Consider the following 19,025-nt stretch of genomic DNA (forward strand, 5'->3'; position numbering starts at 1 on the left):
CTCTAGTATTCCGTAATTACGGAATACTAGAGGGGAGTTCCTCGTGCTCTTCACCAGACGACGCGCACTGGCCGCGGGAGCCGTCGTGAGCGGATCGCTGCTGCTCGACCTGCCGCACGCCGCCGCGTCCGACCGGGGGTCGCCGCGCGACTGGCCGGAGTGGTTCGCCACCCACCGCGATCAGGTCGCCGTGGCGCTGGACGACGGCGCCGGTGGGCGGATCGTCCACCGGCAGCACGCGCCGCTGCTGCTCGCGTCGACGGTCAAGGTCGTGCACGCCGCGGCGTACTCGACCGCCGTGCGGCGGGGGCTGGTGAGCCCGGACGAGCCCGTGCGGGTCGGCGACTGGGAGGCCTACTACGCCGCGCTCGACGGCGGCGCGCACCAGAGCGCGCTGACCCTGCTAGGCGTCCCGTTCACCAACGGCGTCACCGCCGACGACCCCGAGCACCGGGTGCGGCTGGCCGACCTGGCCGAGGTGATGATCCGGTGCAGCGACAACGCCGCCACCGACTACCTGCGCAACCGCCTCGGCGAGCCCGCGCTGCGCCGGGCCGCCGCCGAGGGCGGCTGGCCGCAGCCCGACCTGCGTTCCCTGCTGGGCGAGGTCCTGATGCTGGTCCTGCCCGACCGCGCGCCCCCGCCCGGCGCACCCGCCGCCGTGCGCCGGGCGACCGGTCTGCGCCTGGAGCAGCGGTTCCTGCGCGACCCGCAGTTCCAGCTGGAGGTCGTGGGGCGGTTCCCCGAGGTCCCGCGCACCTACGACGAGCAGGCGCGACTGGTCCTGGACCACGGGCGCGGCGCGGCGGCGGACCTGCGTCGGATGCACGCCTCGGTCGCGGCGGGGCGCTTCCCCGTGGCGCGGGACGTGCTGGAGCTGGAGCACGCGGAGCACCTGCCGGACGGTGTGGCGGGCATCGGGTTCAAGGGCGGCTCGCTGCCGAGCGCGCTGGGCGTCGGCTTCGGCGTCCGCTGGCGCGACGGACGGACCGGGTCGGCGGCCGTGCTGCTGTCCGGTGTGGACGAGGCGTGGTTCGGCCGGTCCGGCGAGCTGGTCGCCCTGGTCCGCGACGCCCTGCTCGACCCGGAGGTCCGCCGCGCAGTGGCGGCCGGCCTCGTAGCATGACCGCGGTGGACCTCGCACAACGTCTGACCGAGCTCGAACAGCGCGTGGCGGCGCTCGAGGGCGCCGCGGCCGCCGCCCCCGACCCGACGGACGCCGAGGACGGCGGAACCGTCGGCTACCGGGGGCACGTGCGACTCGGCGGCGGCGAGGTCCACTGGCAGATCGACGTGTCCGCGCGGCAGGTGCTCGCCGTGGACGACCGGCGGCGGATCGACGTGCTGGCGGCGCTGGCCCACCCCGTGCGGGCGGGCATCGTGCGCACGCTGGTGGAGCACGGCCCGGCGCAGGGCGCCGCGCTCCAGTCCTCGGCCGGGCTCGGGTCCACCGGGCAGCTCTACCACCACCTCAAGGCGCTGACCGGCGCCGGACTGGTGGAGCAGGACAAGCGCGGCAGCTACCGCCTGCGCGCGACGGCCGTGGTGCCCGTCCTGGTGCTGCTCGCCGCGGCCTCCGACGTGGCGGGCCAGCTCGGTTCGTGAACCGGCCCGCCACGGTGGTCGCGCCTCAGAGCTGGGGCGCGACCTCGGCGGCGATGAACTCGACGTGGTCGAGGTCGGCCAGGTCGAGGACCTGGAGGTAGATCCGGTCCACGCCGGTGCTCTCGCGCCACGCCGACAGCGTGTCCACGACCTCGGCCGGGGTTCCGGCGACACCGTTGCCGCGCAGCTCGTCGACCTCGCGGCCGATGCTCGCCGCCCGCCGGGCGATCTCGGCGTCGTCGCGGCCCACGCACGCCACGAGCGCCGCCGAGCGGACGATCTCCGCCGGGTCGCGGCCGATCTCGCCGCACGCGGCCTCGACCCGCTCGAACTGCTTCGTGGCGGTCGCGGCGTCGGCGAACGGCAGGTTGAACTCGTTCGCGAACCGCGCCGCGAGCGCGGGGGTGCGCTTCGCGCCCGTGCCGCCGATCAGCACCGGCGGGCGCGGTGACTGCGCGGACTTCGGCAGCGCCGGGGAGCCGGACAGCTCGTAGTGCTTCCCGGAGAACGAGTACGTCTCGCCGAGCGGGGTCTCCCACAGCCCGGTGATGATCTCCAGCTGCTCGGCGTAGCGGTCGAACCGCTCCCGCACGCCGGGGAACGGGATGCCGTAGGCGGTGTGCTCCTCGGCGTACCACCCGGCGCCGAAGCCGAACTCGACGCGCCCGCCGGACATCTGGTCGACCTGGGCGACGCTGATCGCCAGCGGGCCGGGGTGCCGGAAGGTCGCCGCGGTCATCAGCGTGCCGAGCCTGATGGTCGTCGTCTCCCTGGCCAGGCCCGCGAGCGTGGTCCATGCGTCGGTGGGACCGGGCAGACCGTCGACGTCGCCCATCTTCAGGTAGTGGTCGGAGCGGAAGAACGCGCCGTACCCGGCGTCCTCGGCGGTGCGCGCGACCCGCAGCAGATCGTCGTAGGTGGCCCCCTGCTGGGGCTCGGTGAAGATCCTGAGTTCCACCCGCACCACGTTATCGCCGCCGCGAGCGTCCCCGCGATCCGGAGCGGTGCCGGGGTTCCCCGACCGCGTCGGCGGAGTCGGCGGGGTCGGCGGGGTCGCGGCGGACCCGCAGGCCCTCCAGGACGCGGACGATCGTGCGTTCCACCTCGGCGCTGGCCCGCTTCGGGTCCGCGGCGCTCGCGATCGTGCTGGCCCCGGCCGACAGCGCGCCGAACAGCAGTCGCGTGGTGATCTCCACGGGCACGTCCTCGATCTCGCCCGAGTCCACCAGCAGCTCGACGGCGGTGCGCAGCAGGCCGTAGCTGAAGTGCTCCTCGGCCTCGCGCCAGCGCTCCCAGCCCATGACGACGGGGGCCTCGTGGACGACGATGCGCTGGAAGGCCGGTTCGAGGCAGACCCGCACGTAGCCGCGCAGACCGGCGACGGCGGTCTCCCACGGGTCGCCCGGCGCGGAGACGATCTCCGCGAGCCGTCCCATGATCCGGGTCTCCACGGCGTCGAAGGCGGCCTCGAACAGGGCCTGCTTGCCGCTGAAGTGGTGGTAGAGGGCGCCCTTCGTGACCCTGGACCGCTTGGTCACCTCGTCCAGGGACGTTCCCGCGTACCCCCGCTGGGCGAAGAGGTCCACCGCGCTGTCCACGAGCGCCTGCCTCGTCGACTCGGAGTAGTCCACACGCCTCGACCGCACTGTCACCACGCTCACAACCGTACGACATACCGACGGTACGTACCCGTGGTATGTTCGCTGTGAGGTCATACCGGCGGTATGCCACAGACCTGGAGTACGACGCCGGTCACCACGCGAGGAGGCACCGTGAGCTGGAACGACTTCTACCGACGGCGTGACGCGCTGGACGCCGTTCTGCGCCGGGCCGAGCTCGACCCCGCCGCACCGCCGGTCCACGACCCGAGCCTGTTCCCCTCGCGGGACGACCTGCTGCTCGCCCTGCACCACCGCTGGATGCAGCAGCTGACCGGGCGACTGGGCGTGGCGCTGAGCGCCGCCGAGGACGGGAACGGGGACGCCGACCGCGTCGAGGTCGTCGTGCGCACCTGGTGCGGACTCGCCGCCGAGCAGCCCGTGCTGCGCGCGGTGCTCGACCACCACCTCGCCGACCGGGCGGCCGTCGAGCGCGAGCAGCGCCTGCTGGCGCTGACGGCGGGGCTGGCCGAGCTGTCGGAGCCCGACGAGGAGATCACCCCGGTGGGTGCGGCGTTCCTGAACCTGGTCCGCGCGACGCCGCCGCGAGCGCGTCGCCGGCCGCTGCTGCACCGCCTGGCCCGCAGCGCCTGACCGCGTTCCGGTGGTGATCACGGTTACCCCCCGGTAGGAATGCACCATGCCGAAGTGGAGCGACACCGACGTCCCCGACCAGACCGGGCGCACCGTCCTCATCACGGGGGCGAACTCCGGGCTGGGCCTGCGCAGTGCCGAGGTGCTGGCGAGCCGGGGCGCGCGCGTGCTGCTCGCCTGCCGCTCGCCCGAGCGCGGCCGGACGGCGCTGGAGCGGGTCCGGGCGCTCGGCGACGCCGAGCTGGTCCGGCTGGACCTGGCCGATCTGGCCTCGGTGCGCGCCGCGGCCGCTGACGTCCGCGAGCGCACCGGCGACTCCCTGCACGTGCTGATGAACAACGCCGGGGTCATGGCCGCGCCGCGCGGCGCCACCGCCGACGGCTTCGAGCGCCAGTTCGGCACCAACCACCTCGGGCACGCCGCGCTCACCTGGCTGCTGATGCCCGCTCTCCGCGCGACCCCCGGCTCCCGCGTCGTGACGCTGTCGAGCCTCGCGCACCGGATGGGCGGCCTCTCCCTGCACGACCCGAACTACGAGCGCCGCCGCTACGCGCCGTGGGCCGCCTACGGACAGGCGAAGTTCGCCAACCTGCTGTTCTCCGCCGAGCTGGACCGCCGCCTGCGCGCAGCGGGCGACGACGTGATCGCGGTGGCCGCCCACCCCGGCCTGTCCCGCACGGAACTGGGCGCGAACGCGGCCCGCAGCTGGGGCAACCCGCTCCTGCGACGGATGACGGGGCTGTGGGACCACATCGGCACCCAGCGCGTCGAGATCGGCGCGCTCCCCCAGCTCTACGCCGCGACCGCGCCCGGCGTGGACGGCGGCGACTACTTCGGCCCCGACACGCTGTTCGAGATGCGCGGCCACCCGAAGCCCGCCGCGCGCTCGGCGGCGGCCCGCGATCCGGAGACCGCGTCGAAGCTGTGGGAGCTGACCGCGCGACTGACCGGTGTGACCCCCGACCCCGCCTGACCTCCGGACGGATACTGGTTCGCGAGACGTCTCGACCGAACGTCCTCCGGACAGTTCTGCCTCGTGCCGACGAACGTCCGGCACTCGCCGTCGACGTTCGACGTGGACCGGACCTGCCCTCGCGGGCGCGCGGAGCGTAGGGTGGCCTGGTGACCGTGGTACCCGAGGGTCGGAAGCTGCTGCGCCTGGAAGTCCGCAACAGCCAGACGCCGATCGAGAAGAAGCCCTCCTGGATCAAGACGAAGGCCAAGATGGGCCCCGAGTACCGGGAGCTCAAGGGCCTGGTCAAGCGCGAGGGCCTGCACACCGTGTGCGAAGAGGCCGGTTGTCCCAACATCTACGAGTGCTGGGAGGACCGCGAGGCCACCTTCCTCATCGGCGGTGAGCAGTGCACGCGACGCTGCGACTTCTGCCAGATCGACACCGGCAAGCCCGCCGACCTGGACCGCGACGAACCGCGCCGGGTCGCCGAGTCGGTGCAGGCGATGGGTCTGCGCTACTCGACCGTCACCGGCGTCGCGCGCGACGACCTGGCCGACGGCGGCGCGTGGCTCTACGCCGAGACCGTCCGGCAGATCCACGAGCTGAACCCCGGCACCGGCGTCGAGCTGCTGATCCCGGACTTCAACGCGGTGCCCGAGCAGCTCGCCGAGGTCTTCGCCTCGCGCCCCGAGGTGCTCGCGCACAACCTGGAGACGGTGCCGCGCATCTTCAAGCGCATCCGTCCGGCGTTCCGCTACGAGCGCTCCCTCGAGGTGATCACCAGGGCCCGCGAGGCCGGCCTGGTCACCAAGTCCAACCTGATCCTGGGCATGGGCGAGACCCCCGACGAGGTGACAGCGGCGCTGCGCGACCTGCACGAGGCCGGCTGCGAGATCATCACGATCACGCAGTACCTGCGGCCGAGCCCGCGGCACCACCCGGTCGAGCGCTGGGTGAAGCCGGAGGAGTTCCTCGTGCACAAGGAGACCGCCGAGGAGATCGGCTTCAGCGGCGTCATGGCAGGACCGCTGGTGCGCTCCTCCTACCGCGCGGGCCGCCTCTACGCGCAGGCCGTGCAGAAGCGCGGCGACGAGCTGCCGGAGAACCTGGAGCACCTGCTCCAGGCCGGGAGCGCGGCGCAGGAGATCACCTCACTGCTCGCCCGGCACTAGATCACCCACCACCACGCCGTCCAGCTCGCGCACGAAGTCCGCTCCGAACGCGCTGGACGGCGTGTGCGTGCCGGCGGGCACGCCCCCCGCGAGCAGCCGTCGCACCGCGCGCAGGGCGGAGTCCGCCGTCAGGTCGTAGGGGTTCGGTCCGCTCAGCGCTCCCGAGACGGTGCGCCCGGCCTCGTCGCGGACCCGGCCCCACACCTCGCAGCGGCTGCGGGCGCGCACGCGCTCGCCCGGACCGCGGACCAGCTTCCCGACGAGAGCCAGCCCGGCGCGGCGCACCGCCGGGGCGCGCAGCAGGGGCGCGACGAGCCCGTGCAGCGGCCCGGTCAGGCCCGGCAGCACGGTGTAGGTGGTGATGTCCGGGACGCCCGTCGAGCGGTGCGCCGTGCTCACGTCGCCCCAGGGGATCGACGCCACCCGGCGCGGTCCCGACGGGAACCGCGCGACGATCGCGCGGTGCGCCACCGGCACCCGCCGCAGCTCGCCGCCCACCCGGACGCGGCCACCTCCGCCACCGCCCTCCAGTGCCGTCCTGGCCGTGCCGGGGCTCGCGCCGCCGCCGGTCGTGAACGCCAGGTCCAGGCTCGTCGCCGAGGGCAGCTCCGCGACCAGCAGCGCGGCGAGGCAGTCGGTGGGCACGACGTCGAAGCCCACCCCCGGCAGCAGCACCACCCCGGCCGCCCGCGCGTCGGCGTCGCGCGCGGCGACGGCCTCGAACACGTCGATCTCACCGGTGACGTCCGCGTAGTGCGTGCCCGTCGCGAGGCAGGCGTCCACCAGGGGCGCCGAGGTCGCCGAGAACGGCCCGGCGCAGTGCAGGACCACCTCCACGCCCTCCAGGGCGCTCTGCGCGGCGCTCAGGGCGAAACAGCGGTGCTCCAGACCCAGGCGGTCCGCCAGCGGGGCGACCTTCTCCACCGAACGCCCGGCCAGCACCGGCCGTTCACCCCGGCGCACCGCCAGCTCGGCGATCAGCGTCCCGGTGTAGCCGTTGGCCCCGTACAGCATCCACGTCACGGCTCCGATCTTCTCCCGCGCACGAGCACGCCGCCGAGCAGGAGCACGGCGCCGAACCCGGCGACCGGGACGGCCCACACCAGCCGCCGGGCGCGCAGGCGGTCGCACACCTCCGCGTACGCGGGGTTGCTCGCCCGCACCGCCTCCTCGTCGAAGCCCGCGCCGAGCCCGTTGCCGCAGGAGATGGTGATGCCCGTCGGAGCCTCGGTGGAGAGCTGCACCACGACGATGACCAGCCCGGCCAGCACGAACGCCAGTCCGACCACGATCGCGACCGCACGCGCCGTCATCCCGCCCCCTCGCACCGTCCCGTCCCGCACGAGACGCAGGACACAGAAGAGTGAAGGTCAAGTTACGGGGCGGTGCCGTCGCGGTACAGGGCCGCGGCGGGAGAACCGGTTCTCCGCGCGGTGCCCCCGGGGCGGACGTCGGGTGGTGGGCGCGGCAGGGTTCGAACCTGCGACCGCTCGGGTGTAAACCGAGTGCTCTTCCGCTGAGCTACGCGCCCCCGGTGCGCCGGTCTCCCGGCGCGGTGCGATCGATCACGCGCCGAGCGCGGCGACCGCCTTCTTCCACGACTCCTGGTCGCGCGGTTCTCCGGGCTGGTTGACCTGCGCGAACCGGACGACACCCGCCGTGTCGATCAAGAACGTGCCCCTGGTCGCCATGCCCGCCTTCTCGTAGAACGAACCGTAGCGCTGCGCCACCTCGCCGTGCGGCCAGAAGTCCGACAGCAGGGGAAAGCCGAAACCCTCCTGCCGCGACCACACCCGCAGGCTCGGCGGCGCGTCCACCGAGATGCCGACGACCTGCACGTTCTCGTTCTCGTAGCTCGCGAGGTCGTCGCGCACCCGGCACAGCTCACCGGAGCAGATGCCGCTGAACGCGAACGGGAAGAACACCAGCAGCACGTTCTTCTTCCCCCGGAACGCGGACAGCGTCACGGGCTGCTTGTCGGTGTCGGGAAGCGTGAAGTCCGGGGCAGGTGCCCCCACCTGCACGGCCATGACGACGTCCTTCCGCGGTGACGACCCGGCGCCGGGCCCCGCGACACGTGGTCGGGGGCCCGGCGTTCAGCTGAGAACCAGGACTCGGCGTGCACTCAGCGCTTCGTCTTGGCCGACTTCGGCGACACGAGCCTGGTGCCCGCCCACTCCTCGCCGACGGTGATGTTCGACGTCTGTGAGAGACCGGCGGTCGGCACCGCTTCGGCGATCTCGCTCGGTTCGACGTGCCCCGGCCGGCCGGTCTTGGGCGTCAGCACCCAGACCACGCCGTTCTCCGCCAGGGGTCCGGTGGCGTTGATGAGAGCGTCGACCAGGTCACCGTCGTCCTCCCGCCACCAGAGCAGCACCACGTCCACGACCTCGTCGGTGTCCTCGTCGAGGAGATCGCTGCCGATCCGCTCCTCGATCGCGGCACGCACGTCGTCGTCAACGTCCTCGTCCCAACCGATCTCCTGGACTGCTGCCCCAGGTGCGATCCCGAGCTTCTCGGCGACACCGCCCTTGTCGGCGTCTCCCGCGGCGACCACGGCTTTCACTCCTCCATGTACGCAAGAGCGGCAGTCGGCCCGACTGCCGCGCGATGTGTCAATACCGGTCGCGGCTAGCGAACACTGACAGTGGGCACCTGCGCAACCGTTGACCTCATGACACGCCGCAACTCCACCCCCGCTCGCGCCTCCCCCGAACGGATGAGGCAGGCTCTGCACACCTCCTATCCGCGCGCGCGAGGACACGATCCAGAACTACCGGTCGGTAGTGGTGACGTGAATGTGTCCAGCGGGCAACGATGAGGGACGATGGGAACGGCTCCACCGGTCCGGCCGCCCCTGGAGCAGACCAACAGGCCGATCAATCAAGGCGAGGAGAACCCTTGGCCCCGCAGAACAACGCCGCCCCCGAGCGGGTGCGCGTCATCCGTGACGGCCTCGCCGCCCACCTCCCGGACATCGATCCCGAGGAGACGTCGGAGTGGCTGGAGTCTTTCGACGCCGCGCTCAAGGGCGGCGGCCAGCAGCGCGCCCGCTACCTGATGCTCCGGCTGCTCGAACGGGCCAGGGAGAACCACGTCGGCGTACCGGCCCTGACCAGCACGGACTACGTCAACACCATCCCGACCGAGCGGGAGCCCTGGTTCCCCGGCGACGAGGAGGTGGAGCGGCGCTACCGCGCGTGGATCCGCTGGAACGCGGCGATGACCGTGCACCGGGCGCAGCGTCCGGGCGTCGGTGTCGGCGGTCACATCTCGACCTACGCGTCGTCGGCGAGCCTCTACGAGGTCGGCTTCAACCACTTCTTCCGCGGCAAGGACCACCCCGGGGGCGGTGACCACGTCTTCATCCAGGGTCACGCCTCCCCCGGCGTCTACGCCCGCGCCTTCCTGGAGGGCAGGCTCACCGCCGACCAGCTCGACGGGTTCCGGCAGGAGCACTCGCACGCCGGTCCCGGCGGCGGTCTGCCGTCGTACCCGCACCCGCGGCTGATGCCGGACTTCTGGGAGTTCCCCACCGTGTCCATGGGCCTCGGCCCGATGAACGCGATCTACCAGGCGCGGTTCAACCGCTACCTGCACGACCGGGGCTTCAAGGACACGTCCGACCAGCACGTCTGGGCGTTCCTCGGCGACGGCGAGATGGACGAGCCCGAGTCGCGCGGCCTGCTCCAGATCGCGGCGAACGAGCAGCTCGACAACCTGACGTTCGTGGTGAACTGCAACTTGCAGCGCCTCGACGGCCCGGTGCGCGGCAACGGCAAGATCATCCAGGAGCTGGAGTCGTTCTTCCGCGGCGCGGGCTGGAACGTCATCAAGGTCGTCTGGGGCCGCGAGTGGGACTCGCTGCTGCACGCCGACCGCGACGGCGCGCTCGTGAACCTGATGAACACGACGCCCGACGGCGACTACCAGACCTACAAGGCCAACGACGGCGCGTACGTCAAGGAGCACTTCTTCGGCCGCGACCCGCGGACCAAGGAGCTGGTCGCTCCGATGACCGACGACGAGGTGTGGAACCTCAAGCGCGGCGGTCACGACTACCGCAAGGTGTACGCGGCGTACAAGGCGGCGACCGAGCACCACGGTCAGCCGACGGTCGTCCTGGCGAAGACCATCAAGGGCTACGGCCTGGGCCCGCACTTCGCGGCGCGCAACGCCACGCACCAGATGAAGAAGATGACGTTGCAGGACCTCAAGCTCTTCCGGGACAGCCTGCGCATCCCGATCTCCGACGAGGAGCTGGAGCGCGACCCGTACCTGCCGCCGTACTACCACCCCGGCGAGGACTCCCCGGAGATCCAGTACCTGCAGGAGCGGCGCAAGCAGCTCGGCGGGTTCGTGCCGGAGCGGCGCAACACGGCCAAGCCGCTGGTGCTGCCGGGCGACAAGGTCTACGACGTCGTCAAGCGCGGTTCGGGCAAGCAGGAGGTCGCCACGACGATGGCGTTCGTCCGGCTCGTGCGCGACCTGTCCAAGGACCCGGAGATCGGCAAGCGGATCGTGCCGATCATCCCGGACGAGGCGCGCACGTTCGGCATGGACTCCATGTTCCCGTCGCAGAAGATCTACAACCCGAACGGCCAGATGTACATCTCCGTGGACGCCCAGCTCATGCTGGCGTACAAGGAGTCCGAGCAGGGTCAGATCCTGCACGAGGGCATCAACGAGGCCGGGTCGACCGCGTCGTTCACCGCGGTGGGCACGTCGTACGCCACGCACGGCGAGCCGATGATCCCGATCTACATCTTCTACTCGATGTTCGGGTTCCAGCGGACCGGTGACGGTCTGTGGGCCGCAGCGGACCAGATGGCGCGCGGCTTCGTGCTGGGCGCCACGGCGGGCCGCACGACGCTGACCGGCGAGGGCCTCCAGCACGCCGACGGGCACTCGCTGCTGCTGGCGCACACCAACCCCGCGGCGATCTCCTACGACCCCGCGTGGTCGTTCGAGGTGGCGCACATCGTCCAGGACGGTCTGCGCAGGATGTACGGCGAGGACGCGGAGAACGTCTTCTACTACCTCACCGTGTACAACGAGCCGTACCAGCAGCCGGCCGAGCCGGAGGACCTGGACGTGGCGGGGCTGCTCAAGGGCCTCTACCGCTACCGCACGGCTCCGGGCGAGAACGGTCCGCGCGCGCAGCTCCTGGCGTCCGGTGTGGCGATGCCGTGGGCGGTCGGGGCGCAGGAGATCCTCGCCGAGGAGTGGGGTGTGCAGGCCGACGTGTGGTCCGCCACGTCCTACTCGGAGCTGCGCCGGGAGGCCGTGGAGGTCGAGCGGCAGAACCTGCTGCACCCGGAGCAGGAGGCGGAGATCCCGTACGTGACGCGGGTGCTGGCGCAGACGTCCGGCCCGGTCGTGGCGGTGTCGGACTGGATGAAGGCCGTTCCCGACCTCATCCGCCCGTACGTGCCGACGGACATGCACACGCTGGGCACGGACGGGTTCGGCTTCTCCGACACCCGCCCGGCGACCAGGCGGCACTTCCTCGTCGACACCGAGTCGATCGTCGTCGCGACGCTGGCCGCGCTGGCCAAGCGCGGTGAGGTCGAGCAGTCGGTCGTCGTCGAGGCGGCGCGCAAGTACCGGATCGACGACGTGATGGCGGCCGGACCGTCGACGTCGGACGCCGGTCTGGCGTAGTCAGCTCCACGAGGAGGGCCCGCGCTTCGCGAAGCGCGGGCCCTCCTCGCGTTCGCGGTTCGCCGCGGCGGGAGTCAGGCCGTGAGCGACCCGCGGCGGTCCGCGGTCCGCCTGGCCGCCCGGTTCCAGTCGATCCAGCCGTAGACCACCAGGCCGGCGAACACCACGTAGATCGCGGCGCTGAAGTACAGGCCGGAGCTGATCTGGAGCGGCACGCCGATCGCGTCGACGGCGAGCCAGACCAGCCAGAACTCGACCAGGCCGATGCCCTGGAGGGCGAACGCCAGGATCGTGCCGATGAAGATCGCCGCGTCGGGCCAGGGCGCCCACGAGGCGTCCAGCGCGTCCAGGACCAGCGCGAACGCCACGGTGCCGACGGCGAAGGCGACGACGACGGCGAGCCGCTCCAGCGTCGATCCCCGGCGCACCACGACGCCGAACACCGGGTCGCGGCGGCGGACCCAGGCGAACCAGCCGTAGACGGCGATGAGGCCCACGACGACCTGGCGCGTGGCGAGGCCGCCGAGGTCCGCAGAGAGGTACACGACGAACAGCAGCGACACCGACGCGAGCTGGACCGGCCACGTCCACAGCGATCGTCGTTGCGCCAGGAAGACGACGGCCAGCGCGAACACCTGGCCGAACAACTCGGCCCAGGCGATCCTCTGCCCGAAGATCACGAGCCCCTGCTCCAGCAACACGTGCACGGCGTCCTCCGTCCCCGGTGCGGCCCGGGGCGGTGCGTCGCCGGGGGAGGGCGCGTGCGTGCACGGCCCTGCCCGGCGGCGTGCGCGCCTCTCATCCGGACTGTCACCGTCGGCCCCGGAGTTCCACCGGGTCAGCCGCGGACCGGTTGGTCCGCGGGTCGCGGGCTGTACCGCCGGTTCGGAGTTTCACCGAGCCCCGGAGCGCACGTCTCCTGCTGCGTCCAACATCCTCCCGCAGCCCGGCTGTTCCGCACAGGGGGGTGACGTGCTGCACACCACGTCCCGCCACCCGGAGTTCAGCCGGAGTACAACGCCGCTGGCTACGTTCCGACCATGACTCCTCCCGTCCTGCCGGTCCTCGCGGTCCCCCTGCTGCTCGCGCCGCTGCTGGCGGCGGCGCCGGTCACGACGCCCGTCGTGGTGCCCGTCTCCCAGACGCGGGCGTTCGCCGACGACCCGGCGGCCTCGCCCGCGAACTCCGACGCCGACGACCCGGCGATCTGGGTGAACCGGCGCTCCCCCGCGAGGTCGGTGGTGCTCGGCACGCTGAAGGAGGGCGGGCTGGCGGCGTTCGACCTCGCGGGCGCGACGCTCGGCACGTGGCCCGCGCCGGCCGCGCCGACGCCGGACGCGGCGCCGGGCCGGTTCAACAACGTCGACGTGCTCAGCGGTGTCCGGGTGGGCGGGCAGCGCCGGGACCTGGCGTTCGTCACCGACCGGGGCCGGGACCGGGTGCGGGTCCACGAGGTCGACGCGCGCGGCGCGGACGCCCGCGGCGACGTGCTGACCGACGTGACCGACCCCGCCGCGCGCCCGGTGTTCTCCTCCTCCGAGGCCGAGGTGGACGAGCAGCGCACGGTCTACGGGCTCGCGGCGGGCACCGACCGCGTCACGGGCACGCCGCTGGTGCTGGTGACCCGCAGGCACGAGACGCGCGTGGCGCTGCTGCGGGTCGTGCCGGGCCGCGACGGCACCGTCGGCACCCGCGTGGTGTCGACCCTGGACCTGCCCTCGTCGTTCGTCCTGCCCGACGGCACGACGTGGACGCCCTGCGGCGAGCCGGACGAGCGGCCGCAGCTGGAGGGCGTGGTGATCGACTCGGCGCACGGCGTGGCGTACGCGGCGCAGGAGGACGTCGGCGTCTGGCGCGTCCCGCTGCGCGCGAGCGGGTTCGGCGAGCCGGAGCTGGTGGACCGGGTGCGCTCGTTCGGCGTGCCCGGGCGGTTCGACCCGGAGACCGAGGAGTGCGTCGCCGACGGCGCCGACCCCGGCTTCGGGGGCGAGCACCTGACGGCCGACGCCGAGGGGCTGACGATCGCCGAGGGGCCGCGCGGCACGGGTCAGCTCCTGGTGTCGAGCCAGGGCGACTCGCGCTTCGTGGTCTACGACCGCACGGGGGACAACGCGGTGCTCGGCGAGTTCGCCGTGGGCGCCGGGCGCGGGAACGACTCTGTGGAGCACTCCGACGGGGCCTCGGTCGTCACGGCCGACCTGGGCGGGCCGTACTCGCGCGGCCTGCTCGTGGTGCACGACGGCGAGCGCGAGCCCGCCGAGGGGGACGCGGCCACGACCGGCTTCGCGTTCGTCGCCTGGTCGGACGTGCGCCGGGCCGTGCGCCCCTGACCGTTCCCGGTCCGGTGGCACGAAGGGGTGACGTGCGTGGCCACATCCGCCGAGATGGTCCAGAGTGGAGGGACCGGTGGGGACCGGGGAGAGGAAACCGCTCAGAGCGCTGGTCGCACTGGGCGGTTTCTCCTTCTTCCCCGCCGTCCGCCCGCGGGGACCGTCTCCGCAGGTCCGTGCGATTCTTGCGGTCATGAGCAGCGCGGTCGGTGGCGACGATCAGCCGGGGTGGCCCGGCGAGACCAGCACGTTGCGCGAGCTGGAGCGCTCGTCGGGGGCGCTGGCCGCGGCGAGCCTCGCGGAGATGGACACCCGGCTGAGCTGGTTCCGCCGGATGCCGGCCGACCAGCGGGCGAGCGTGCTGCTGCTGATCCAGACCGGCGTCGCCGGGTTCGTGTCGTGGTTGCAGGACCCGCGGCAGGCGATCCGGCTGACCGCGGAGGCGTTCCGGGCGGCGCCGAAGGACTTCTCCCGCTGGGTGAGCCTGCGGCAGACCGTCGAACTGGTGCGCGTCGCGCTGGAGGTCTTCGAGCAGCGGCTGCCGCAGTTCGCCGCCGACGACGCCGAGCGGGTCCTGCTGACCCAGGGCGTCCTGCGCTACGGCCGGGAGATCGCGTTCTCCGCCGCCACGTCGTACGCGACGGCCGCCGAGGCGCGCGGCGCGTGGGACGCGCGGCTGGAGGCGCTCGTGGTCGACGGCATCGTCCGCGGTGACGCGGAGGAGTCGCTGCTGTCCCGCGCCACCGCGCTGGGGTGGGACCCGGCCGCCGAGGCCACGGTGCTGGTGGGCAACCCGCCGTCGGACGACCCGCCGGCCGTCGTCTACGAGGTGCGCAGCAAGGCGGCGCGCAACGGGCGGCCGGTGCTGCTGAGCGTGCAGGGGTCGCGCCTGGTGGTGGTGCTGGGCGGCCAGACCGGCGCCGGCGAGGTGTTGTCGAAGATCGCGACCGCGTTCGGCGACGGGGCCGTCGTGGCCGGGCCGACGGTGGCCACGCTGGCCGAGGCGCACCGCAGCGCGAGCGACGCGCTGTCGGGGCTGCGCGCGGTCGTGGGGTGGCCGACCGCGCCGCGCCCGGTGCGCTCGCTGGACCTGCTGCCCGAACGCGCGCTGGCCGGTGACCCGGAGGCCGAGTGGCAGCTCGTCGACCGGTTCGCCAGGCCGCTGGAGGACGCGGGCGGCTCGCTGCTGGAGACGGTGGACACGTTCCTGGAGGTCGGCGGGGTGCTGGAGTCGTGCGCCCGCAAGCTCTTCGTCCACCCCAACACGGTGCGCTACCGGCTGCGCCGCGTGACGGAGCTGACGGGGCGCAACGCGGCTGACCCGCGAGACGCCCTGGTGCTGCGGATCGCGCTGTCGGTGGGCCGGTTGGCCAGGGCCCGCGGCCTGTGGTGACCCACCGGGTGTGACCGAGAACGCACTCGCCGCGGCCGCCGCACAGGCAGACCTCGACAACGCGTCACGAGCTTCAACGGCCATCAGCGCGTCACGTTTGTAGGGACCCCACAAATCCAGAGCGAGTACTTCGTCAGCCACGGCATCACTGCCGACAGCCGCGACCGTGTTCAGTGAGCCCCGTGATCGCACTGCTCGCCCCAGGACAGGGCTCCCAGGCTCCAGGAATGCTGACTCCCTGGCTCGACCTCGCGGGAGCGGCGGACCGGGTCGCCGCCTGGTCGAAGGCCACGGACCTGGACCTGCTCCGGCTCGGCACCACGGCCGACGCCGAGGAGATCAAGGACACCGCGATCACGCAGCCGCTCGTGGTCGCCCTCGCGCTGCTCGCGTTCGAGGAGCTGCGCAACCGGGTCGAGCTGCCGGGTGACGTGCTCGTGGGCGGTCACTCGGTCGGCGAGCTCGCCGCCGCGGCCGTCGCGGGCGTGCTGAGCACCGACGACGCCGTGGCGCTGGCCGCCGTGCGCGGTGCGGAGATGGCGAAGGCGTGCGCGCTGGAGCCCACCGGCATGGCCGCCGTCCTCGGCGGCGAGGTCGACGAGGTGCTGGCCGCGCTCGCCGCGCTGGGCCTCGACCCGGCCAACCGCAACGGCGCCGGTCAGATCGTCGCCGCTGGTCCGCGGGCCGCGATCGACGAGCTGGTCGCCTCTCCGCCCGGCCGCGCCAAGGTGCGCGTGCTCAAGGTCGCCGGGGCGTTCCACACCCGCTTCATGGCTCCGGCCGGGGAGGCGCTGCGCGTGCGCGCCGCCGGCATCACCGTCTCCGACCCCGTGCTGCCGCTGCTGTCCAACGCGGACGGCGCCGTGGTCGGCGACGGCGCCGAGGTGCTCCGCCGCCTCGTCGACCAGGTCACCCGCCCCGTCCGCTGGGACTCCTGCCAGGCGACGATCGCCGAGCGCGGCGCGACCGCCGTCGTGGAGCTGCCCCCGGCCGGCACCCTCGTCAACCTGGCCAAGCGCGAGCTGACGGGCACCACGGGCGTGGCGCTCAAGACGCCGCAGGACCTCGACCGCGTCGTCGAGCTGATCACCTCCGCCGAGGTGGGCGCGTGACCACCTTCAGCCTTCCCGCCGTCTCCCCCGGCACGCGCATCCTCGGCCTGGGCAGCCACCAGCCGGAGACGGTCGTCAGCAACCACGACCTCTCGCAGCGCATGGAGACCTCCGACGAGTGGATCCGCGAACGGGTCGGCATCGTCAACCGCCGCTTCGCCGACAAGGACGAGCTGCTGGTGGACATGGCCGTGCGAGCGGGCGCGAACGCCGTCGCCGACGCCGGTCTCGCGCCCACCGACGTGGACGCCGTGATCGTCGCGACGTGCACCATGCCGAGCCCGGTCCCCAACGCCGCCGCGCAGGTCGCGCACATGATCGGCGTGGGGCCCGCCGCCGCGTTCGACGTCAACGCGGCGTGCTCCGGGTTCTGCTACACCCTGGCCGCCGCGTCGGACATGATCCGCTCGGGCTCGGCGCGGCACGTCCTGGTGATCGGCGCGGAGAAGTTCACCGACTGGGTGGACCAGGACGACCGCTCGACGGCGATCATCTTCGCCGACGGCGCCGGCGCCGTGGTCCTGGGACCGAGCGACGAGCCTCAGGTGGGACCGGTGGCGTGGGGCAGCGCGGGCGAGCTCGCCGACGCCATCTCCATCGCCGACCGGCACTCCTCGCTCACCCAGCAGGGCCAGACGGTCTTCCGCTGGGCGACCACGCAGATCGCGCCCGTCGCGATCCGCGCCGTCGAGCTCGCCGGTCTCCAGCTGTCCGACGTGGACGTCTTCGTCCCGCACCAGGCGAACCTGCGCATCGTCGAGGCCATCGCGAAGCGGTTGCGCAGCAAGGGGGCTCGTGACGACCTGGTGGTCGCCCGTGACATCGTCGAGTCCGGCAACACGTCCGCCGCCTCGATCCCGCTGGCGCTCGACCACATGCGGTCGGCCGGCGAGATCTCCAGCGGGGACGTGCTGCTGCTCGTCGGGTTCGGCGCCGGCCTGTCCTACGCGGCACAGGTCGTCCGCTGCCCCTGACCCCCTCCGCACCACACGAACTCCGGTGGGTCGAACGCCCCACCGGCGAAAGCACGAAGGAAGGAACGCAGTGAGCAACGAGGACATCCAGAAGGGTCTCGCGGAGATCGTCGAAGAGGTCGCCGGCGTGGCCGCCGACGACGTGACCACGGAGAAGTCCTTCGTGGACGACCTGGACATCGACTCGCTGTCCATGGTGGAGATCGCCGTGCAGGCCGAGGACAAGTTCGGCGTGAAGATCCCGGACGACGAGCTGGCCAACCTCAAGACCGTGGGCGATGCGGTGAACTACATCTCCGCCAACGCATGACGAAGAACGTCGAGGTCGTCATCACCGGGCTGGGTGCCACCACCCCGCTCGGGGGTGACGTCCCCACCACGTGGGACGCCCTGCTGGCCGGTCGCAGCGGCGTCGCCCCGCTGACCGAGGACTGGGTGGAGCGCTTCGACCTCCCGGTCCGGATCGCGGCTCGTCTCGCGGTCGAGCCGACGGACGTCCTCCCCCGCGTGGAGGCCCGTCGCCTGGACCGCGCCGAGCAGGTGGCGCTCATCGCCTCTCGCCAGGCGTGGGAGGACGCGGGCCTGACCGAGGACTCCGTGGACAAGGAGCGTCTCGCGGTGGTCATCGGCACCGGCATCGGTGGCGTCACGACCCTGCTGGACTACGACGACCTGCTGGAGTCCTCCGGCGTCCGCAAGGTCACGCCGCTGATCGTGCCGATGCTGATGCCGAACGGCCCGGCCGCGCACGTCGGCCTGGAGTTCAAGGCCCGCGCCGGGGTGCACGCCCCCGTGTCGGCCTGCGCGTCCGGCGCCGAGGCGCTGGCGTGGGCGTACCGCATGATCCGCGACGGCGAGGCCGACGTGGTCGTCGCCGGTGGCGCCGAGGCGTCCATCGCGGCGATCACGATGGCGGGCTTCGCCCAGGCCCGCACCATGAGCACCCGCAACGACGCGCCGCAGCAGGCGTCGCGTCCCTTCGACACCGGCCGCGACGGCTTCGTGCTCGGCGAGGGCGCCGGCATCGTCGTCCTGGAGCGCGCCGACTTCGCCGCCGCACGCGGTGCACGGGTCTACGCGAAGCTCGCGGGCATCGGCACCAGCGCGGACGGTCACCACATCACGGCCGCCGACCCCGAGGGTCTCGGCCAGGGCAGGGCCGTGGCCGCGGCGCTGCGGACCGCGGGCCTGTCCGGCAGCGACGTGAACCACGTCAACTGCCACGCCACGTCCACCCCGGTGGGCGACGTGATCGAGCCGCGGGCGATCCGCAGGGCGGTGGGCGACCACCCGGTCCTGACGGCCCCCAAGGGTTCGCTCGGGCACCTGCTGGGTGCCGCCGGTGCGGTCGAGTCGATCATCACCGTCCTGTCGATCCGCGACGGCGTGCTGCCCCAGACGCTCAACCTGGAGGAGCAGGACCCCGCCGTCGACTTCGACGTCGTGTCCGGCGAGCCGCGCAAGATGGAGGTGACCGCCGCGGTGAACAACTCGTTCGGCTTCGGCGGGCACAACGTCGCACTCGCCTTCACCCCGGCCTGATCCCCTCGGGCCGGTCGGAGTGCGAA

Annotated in this window: 19 protein-coding genes, 1 tRNA gene and 1 riboswitch; of the genes, 12 read left to right on the forward strand and 8 right to left on the reverse strand. The window is 72.8% G+C overall.

Annotated elements, in window-relative coordinates; genetic code table 11:
• The first annotated feature begins 43 nt into the window (after positions 1–43).
• Both IMZ35_RS23665 and IMZ35_RS23670 read left to right on the forward strand, forming a co-directional pair.
• Complete coding sequence (locus IMZ35_RS23665) at positions 44–1,126, forward strand: serine hydrolase (protein ID WP_199443365.1); 1,083 nt, start codon at positions 44–46, stop codon at positions 1,124–1,126.
• Complete coding sequence (locus IMZ35_RS23670) at positions 1,123–1,605, forward strand: ArsR/SmtB family transcription factor (protein WP_199443366.1); 483 nt, start codon at positions 1,123–1,125, stop codon at positions 1,603–1,605. Before IMZ35_RS23665 ends, IMZ35_RS23670 begins: the two co-directional genes overlap by 4 nt.
• Positions 1,606–1,630: 25 nt before the next feature.
• Here the strand turns inward: IMZ35_RS23670 and IMZ35_RS23675 are convergent, their stop codons facing one another.
• Both IMZ35_RS23675 and IMZ35_RS23680 read right to left on the reverse strand, forming a co-directional pair.
• Positions 1,631–2,563 carry an LLM class F420-dependent oxidoreductase gene (locus IMZ35_RS23675; protein WP_199443367.1) on the reverse strand — a complete coding sequence of 311 codons (933 nt, stop codon included), beginning with the start codon at positions 2,561–2,563 and terminating at the stop codon, positions 1,631–1,633.
• Positions 2,564–2,573: 10 nt separating this feature from the next.
• A complete protein-coding gene (locus IMZ35_RS23680; RefSeq protein ID WP_199443430.1) occupies positions 2,574–3,251 on the reverse strand; it encodes a TetR/AcrR family transcriptional regulator in 678 nt (225 codons plus the stop codon).
• A 126-nt stretch (positions 3,252–3,377) separates the two neighbouring features.
• Here IMZ35_RS23680 and IMZ35_RS23685 point away from each other — a divergent pair, with 126 nt between their 5' ends.
• From IMZ35_RS23685 to lipA, 3 genes are all read left to right on the forward strand, one after another.
• Positions 3,378–3,857, forward strand: a complete 480-nt coding sequence (locus tag IMZ35_RS23685; RefSeq protein WP_199443368.1) for a hypothetical protein — start codon at positions 3,378–3,380, stop codon at positions 3,855–3,857.
• A gap of 46 nt (positions 3,858–3,903) precedes the next feature.
• A complete protein-coding gene (locus IMZ35_RS23690; protein WP_199443369.1) occupies positions 3,904–4,830 on the forward strand; it encodes an oxidoreductase in 927 nt (308 codons plus the stop codon).
• Between the two features lie 149 nt (positions 4,831–4,979).
• Positions 4,980–5,984, forward strand: a complete 1,005-nt coding sequence (lipA, locus tag IMZ35_RS23695; RefSeq protein ID WP_199443370.1) for a lipoyl synthase — start codon at positions 4,980–4,982, stop codon at positions 5,982–5,984.
• Here lipA and IMZ35_RS23700 read toward each other — a convergent pair.
• From IMZ35_RS23700 to IMZ35_RS23720, 5 genes are all read right to left on the reverse strand, one after another.
• Entirely contained in the window at positions 5,964–6,998 is a 1,035-nt protein-coding gene (locus IMZ35_RS23700) for a saccharopine dehydrogenase family protein (protein ID WP_229373110.1), read from the reverse strand. The two genes, lipA and IMZ35_RS23700, sit on opposite strands and share 21 nt — an antisense overlap.
• 5 nt (positions 6,999–7,003) lie before the next feature.
• Positions 7,004–7,297, reverse strand: a complete 294-nt coding sequence (locus tag IMZ35_RS23705; protein WP_199443372.1) for a hypothetical protein — start codon at positions 7,295–7,297, stop codon at positions 7,004–7,006.
• Positions 7,298–7,440: 143 nt separating this feature from the next.
• Positions 7,441–7,515, reverse strand: a tRNA-Val gene (locus IMZ35_RS23710).
• Between the two features lie 34 nt (positions 7,516–7,549).
• The gene (locus IMZ35_RS23715; RefSeq protein WP_199443373.1) at positions 7,550–8,014 is read right to left on the reverse strand and encodes a peroxiredoxin; all 465 of its coding nucleotides are present in this window, start codon (positions 8,012–8,014) and stop codon (positions 7,550–7,552) included.
• Between the two features lie 95 nt (positions 8,015–8,109).
• Entirely contained in the window at positions 8,110–8,541 is a 432-nt protein-coding gene (locus tag IMZ35_RS23720) for a DUF3052 domain-containing protein (protein WP_199443374.1), read from the reverse strand.
• A 344-nt stretch (positions 8,542–8,885) separates the two neighbouring features.
• Here IMZ35_RS23720 and aceE point away from each other — a divergent pair, with 344 nt between their 5' ends.
• A complete protein-coding gene (gene aceE / locus IMZ35_RS23725; protein WP_199443375.1) occupies positions 8,886–11,648 on the forward strand; it encodes a pyruvate dehydrogenase (acetyl-transferring), homodimeric type in 2,763 nt (920 codons plus the stop codon).
• 74 nt (positions 11,649–11,722) lie between these two features.
• Here the strand turns inward: aceE and pnuC are convergent, their stop codons facing one another.
• Positions 11,723–12,355, reverse strand: a complete 633-nt coding sequence (gene pnuC / locus IMZ35_RS23730; RefSeq protein ID WP_199443376.1) for a nicotinamide riboside transporter PnuC — start codon at positions 12,353–12,355, stop codon at positions 11,723–11,725.
• Between the two features lie 79 nt (positions 12,356–12,434).
• A riboswitch (FMN riboswitch) is annotated at positions 12,435–12,563 on the reverse strand.
• A 125-nt stretch (positions 12,564–12,688) separates the two neighbouring features.
• Here pnuC and IMZ35_RS23735 point away from each other — a divergent pair.
• The 6 genes from IMZ35_RS23735 to IMZ35_RS23760 all read left to right on the forward strand — a co-directional run bounded on the left by IMZ35_RS23735 (position 12,689) and on the right by IMZ35_RS23760 (position 18,999).
• On the forward strand, positions 12,689–13,978 hold the full coding sequence (locus IMZ35_RS23735; protein WP_199443377.1) for a phytase: 1,290 nt from the start codon (positions 12,689–12,691) through the stop codon (positions 13,976–13,978).
• Between the two features lie 193 nt (positions 13,979–14,171).
• Positions 14,172–15,371, forward strand: a complete 1,200-nt coding sequence (locus IMZ35_RS23740) for a PucR family transcriptional regulator (protein ID WP_199443378.1) — start codon at positions 14,172–14,174, stop codon at positions 15,369–15,371.
• 182 nt (positions 15,372–15,553) lie between these two features.
• Positions 15,554–16,483, forward strand: coding sequence for an ACP S-malonyltransferase (locus tag IMZ35_RS23745; RefSeq protein WP_199443379.1), 930 nt, complete (start codon positions 15,554–15,556; stop codon positions 16,481–16,483).
• Entirely contained in the window at positions 16,480–17,457 is a 978-nt protein-coding gene (locus IMZ35_RS23750; RefSeq protein WP_199443380.1) for a beta-ketoacyl-ACP synthase III, read from the forward strand. Before IMZ35_RS23745 ends, IMZ35_RS23750 begins: the two co-directional genes overlap by 4 nt.
• 70 nt (positions 17,458–17,527) lie before the next feature.
• Complete coding sequence (locus tag IMZ35_RS23755; protein WP_199443381.1) at positions 17,528–17,767, forward strand: acyl carrier protein; 240 nt, start codon at positions 17,528–17,530, stop codon at positions 17,765–17,767.
• Positions 17,764–18,999, forward strand: a complete 1,236-nt coding sequence (locus IMZ35_RS23760) for a beta-ketoacyl-[acyl-carrier-protein] synthase family protein (protein ID WP_199443382.1) — start codon at positions 17,764–17,766, stop codon at positions 18,997–18,999. Before IMZ35_RS23755 ends, IMZ35_RS23760 begins: the two co-directional genes overlap by 4 nt.
• Positions 19,000–19,025: the final 26 nt, after the last annotated feature.

This window comes from Umezawaea beigongshangensis, assembly GCF_016464305.1.
GTDB classification, from domain to species: domain Bacteria; phylum Actinomycetota; class Actinomycetes; order Mycobacteriales; family Pseudonocardiaceae; genus Umezawaea_A; species Umezawaea_A beigongshangensis.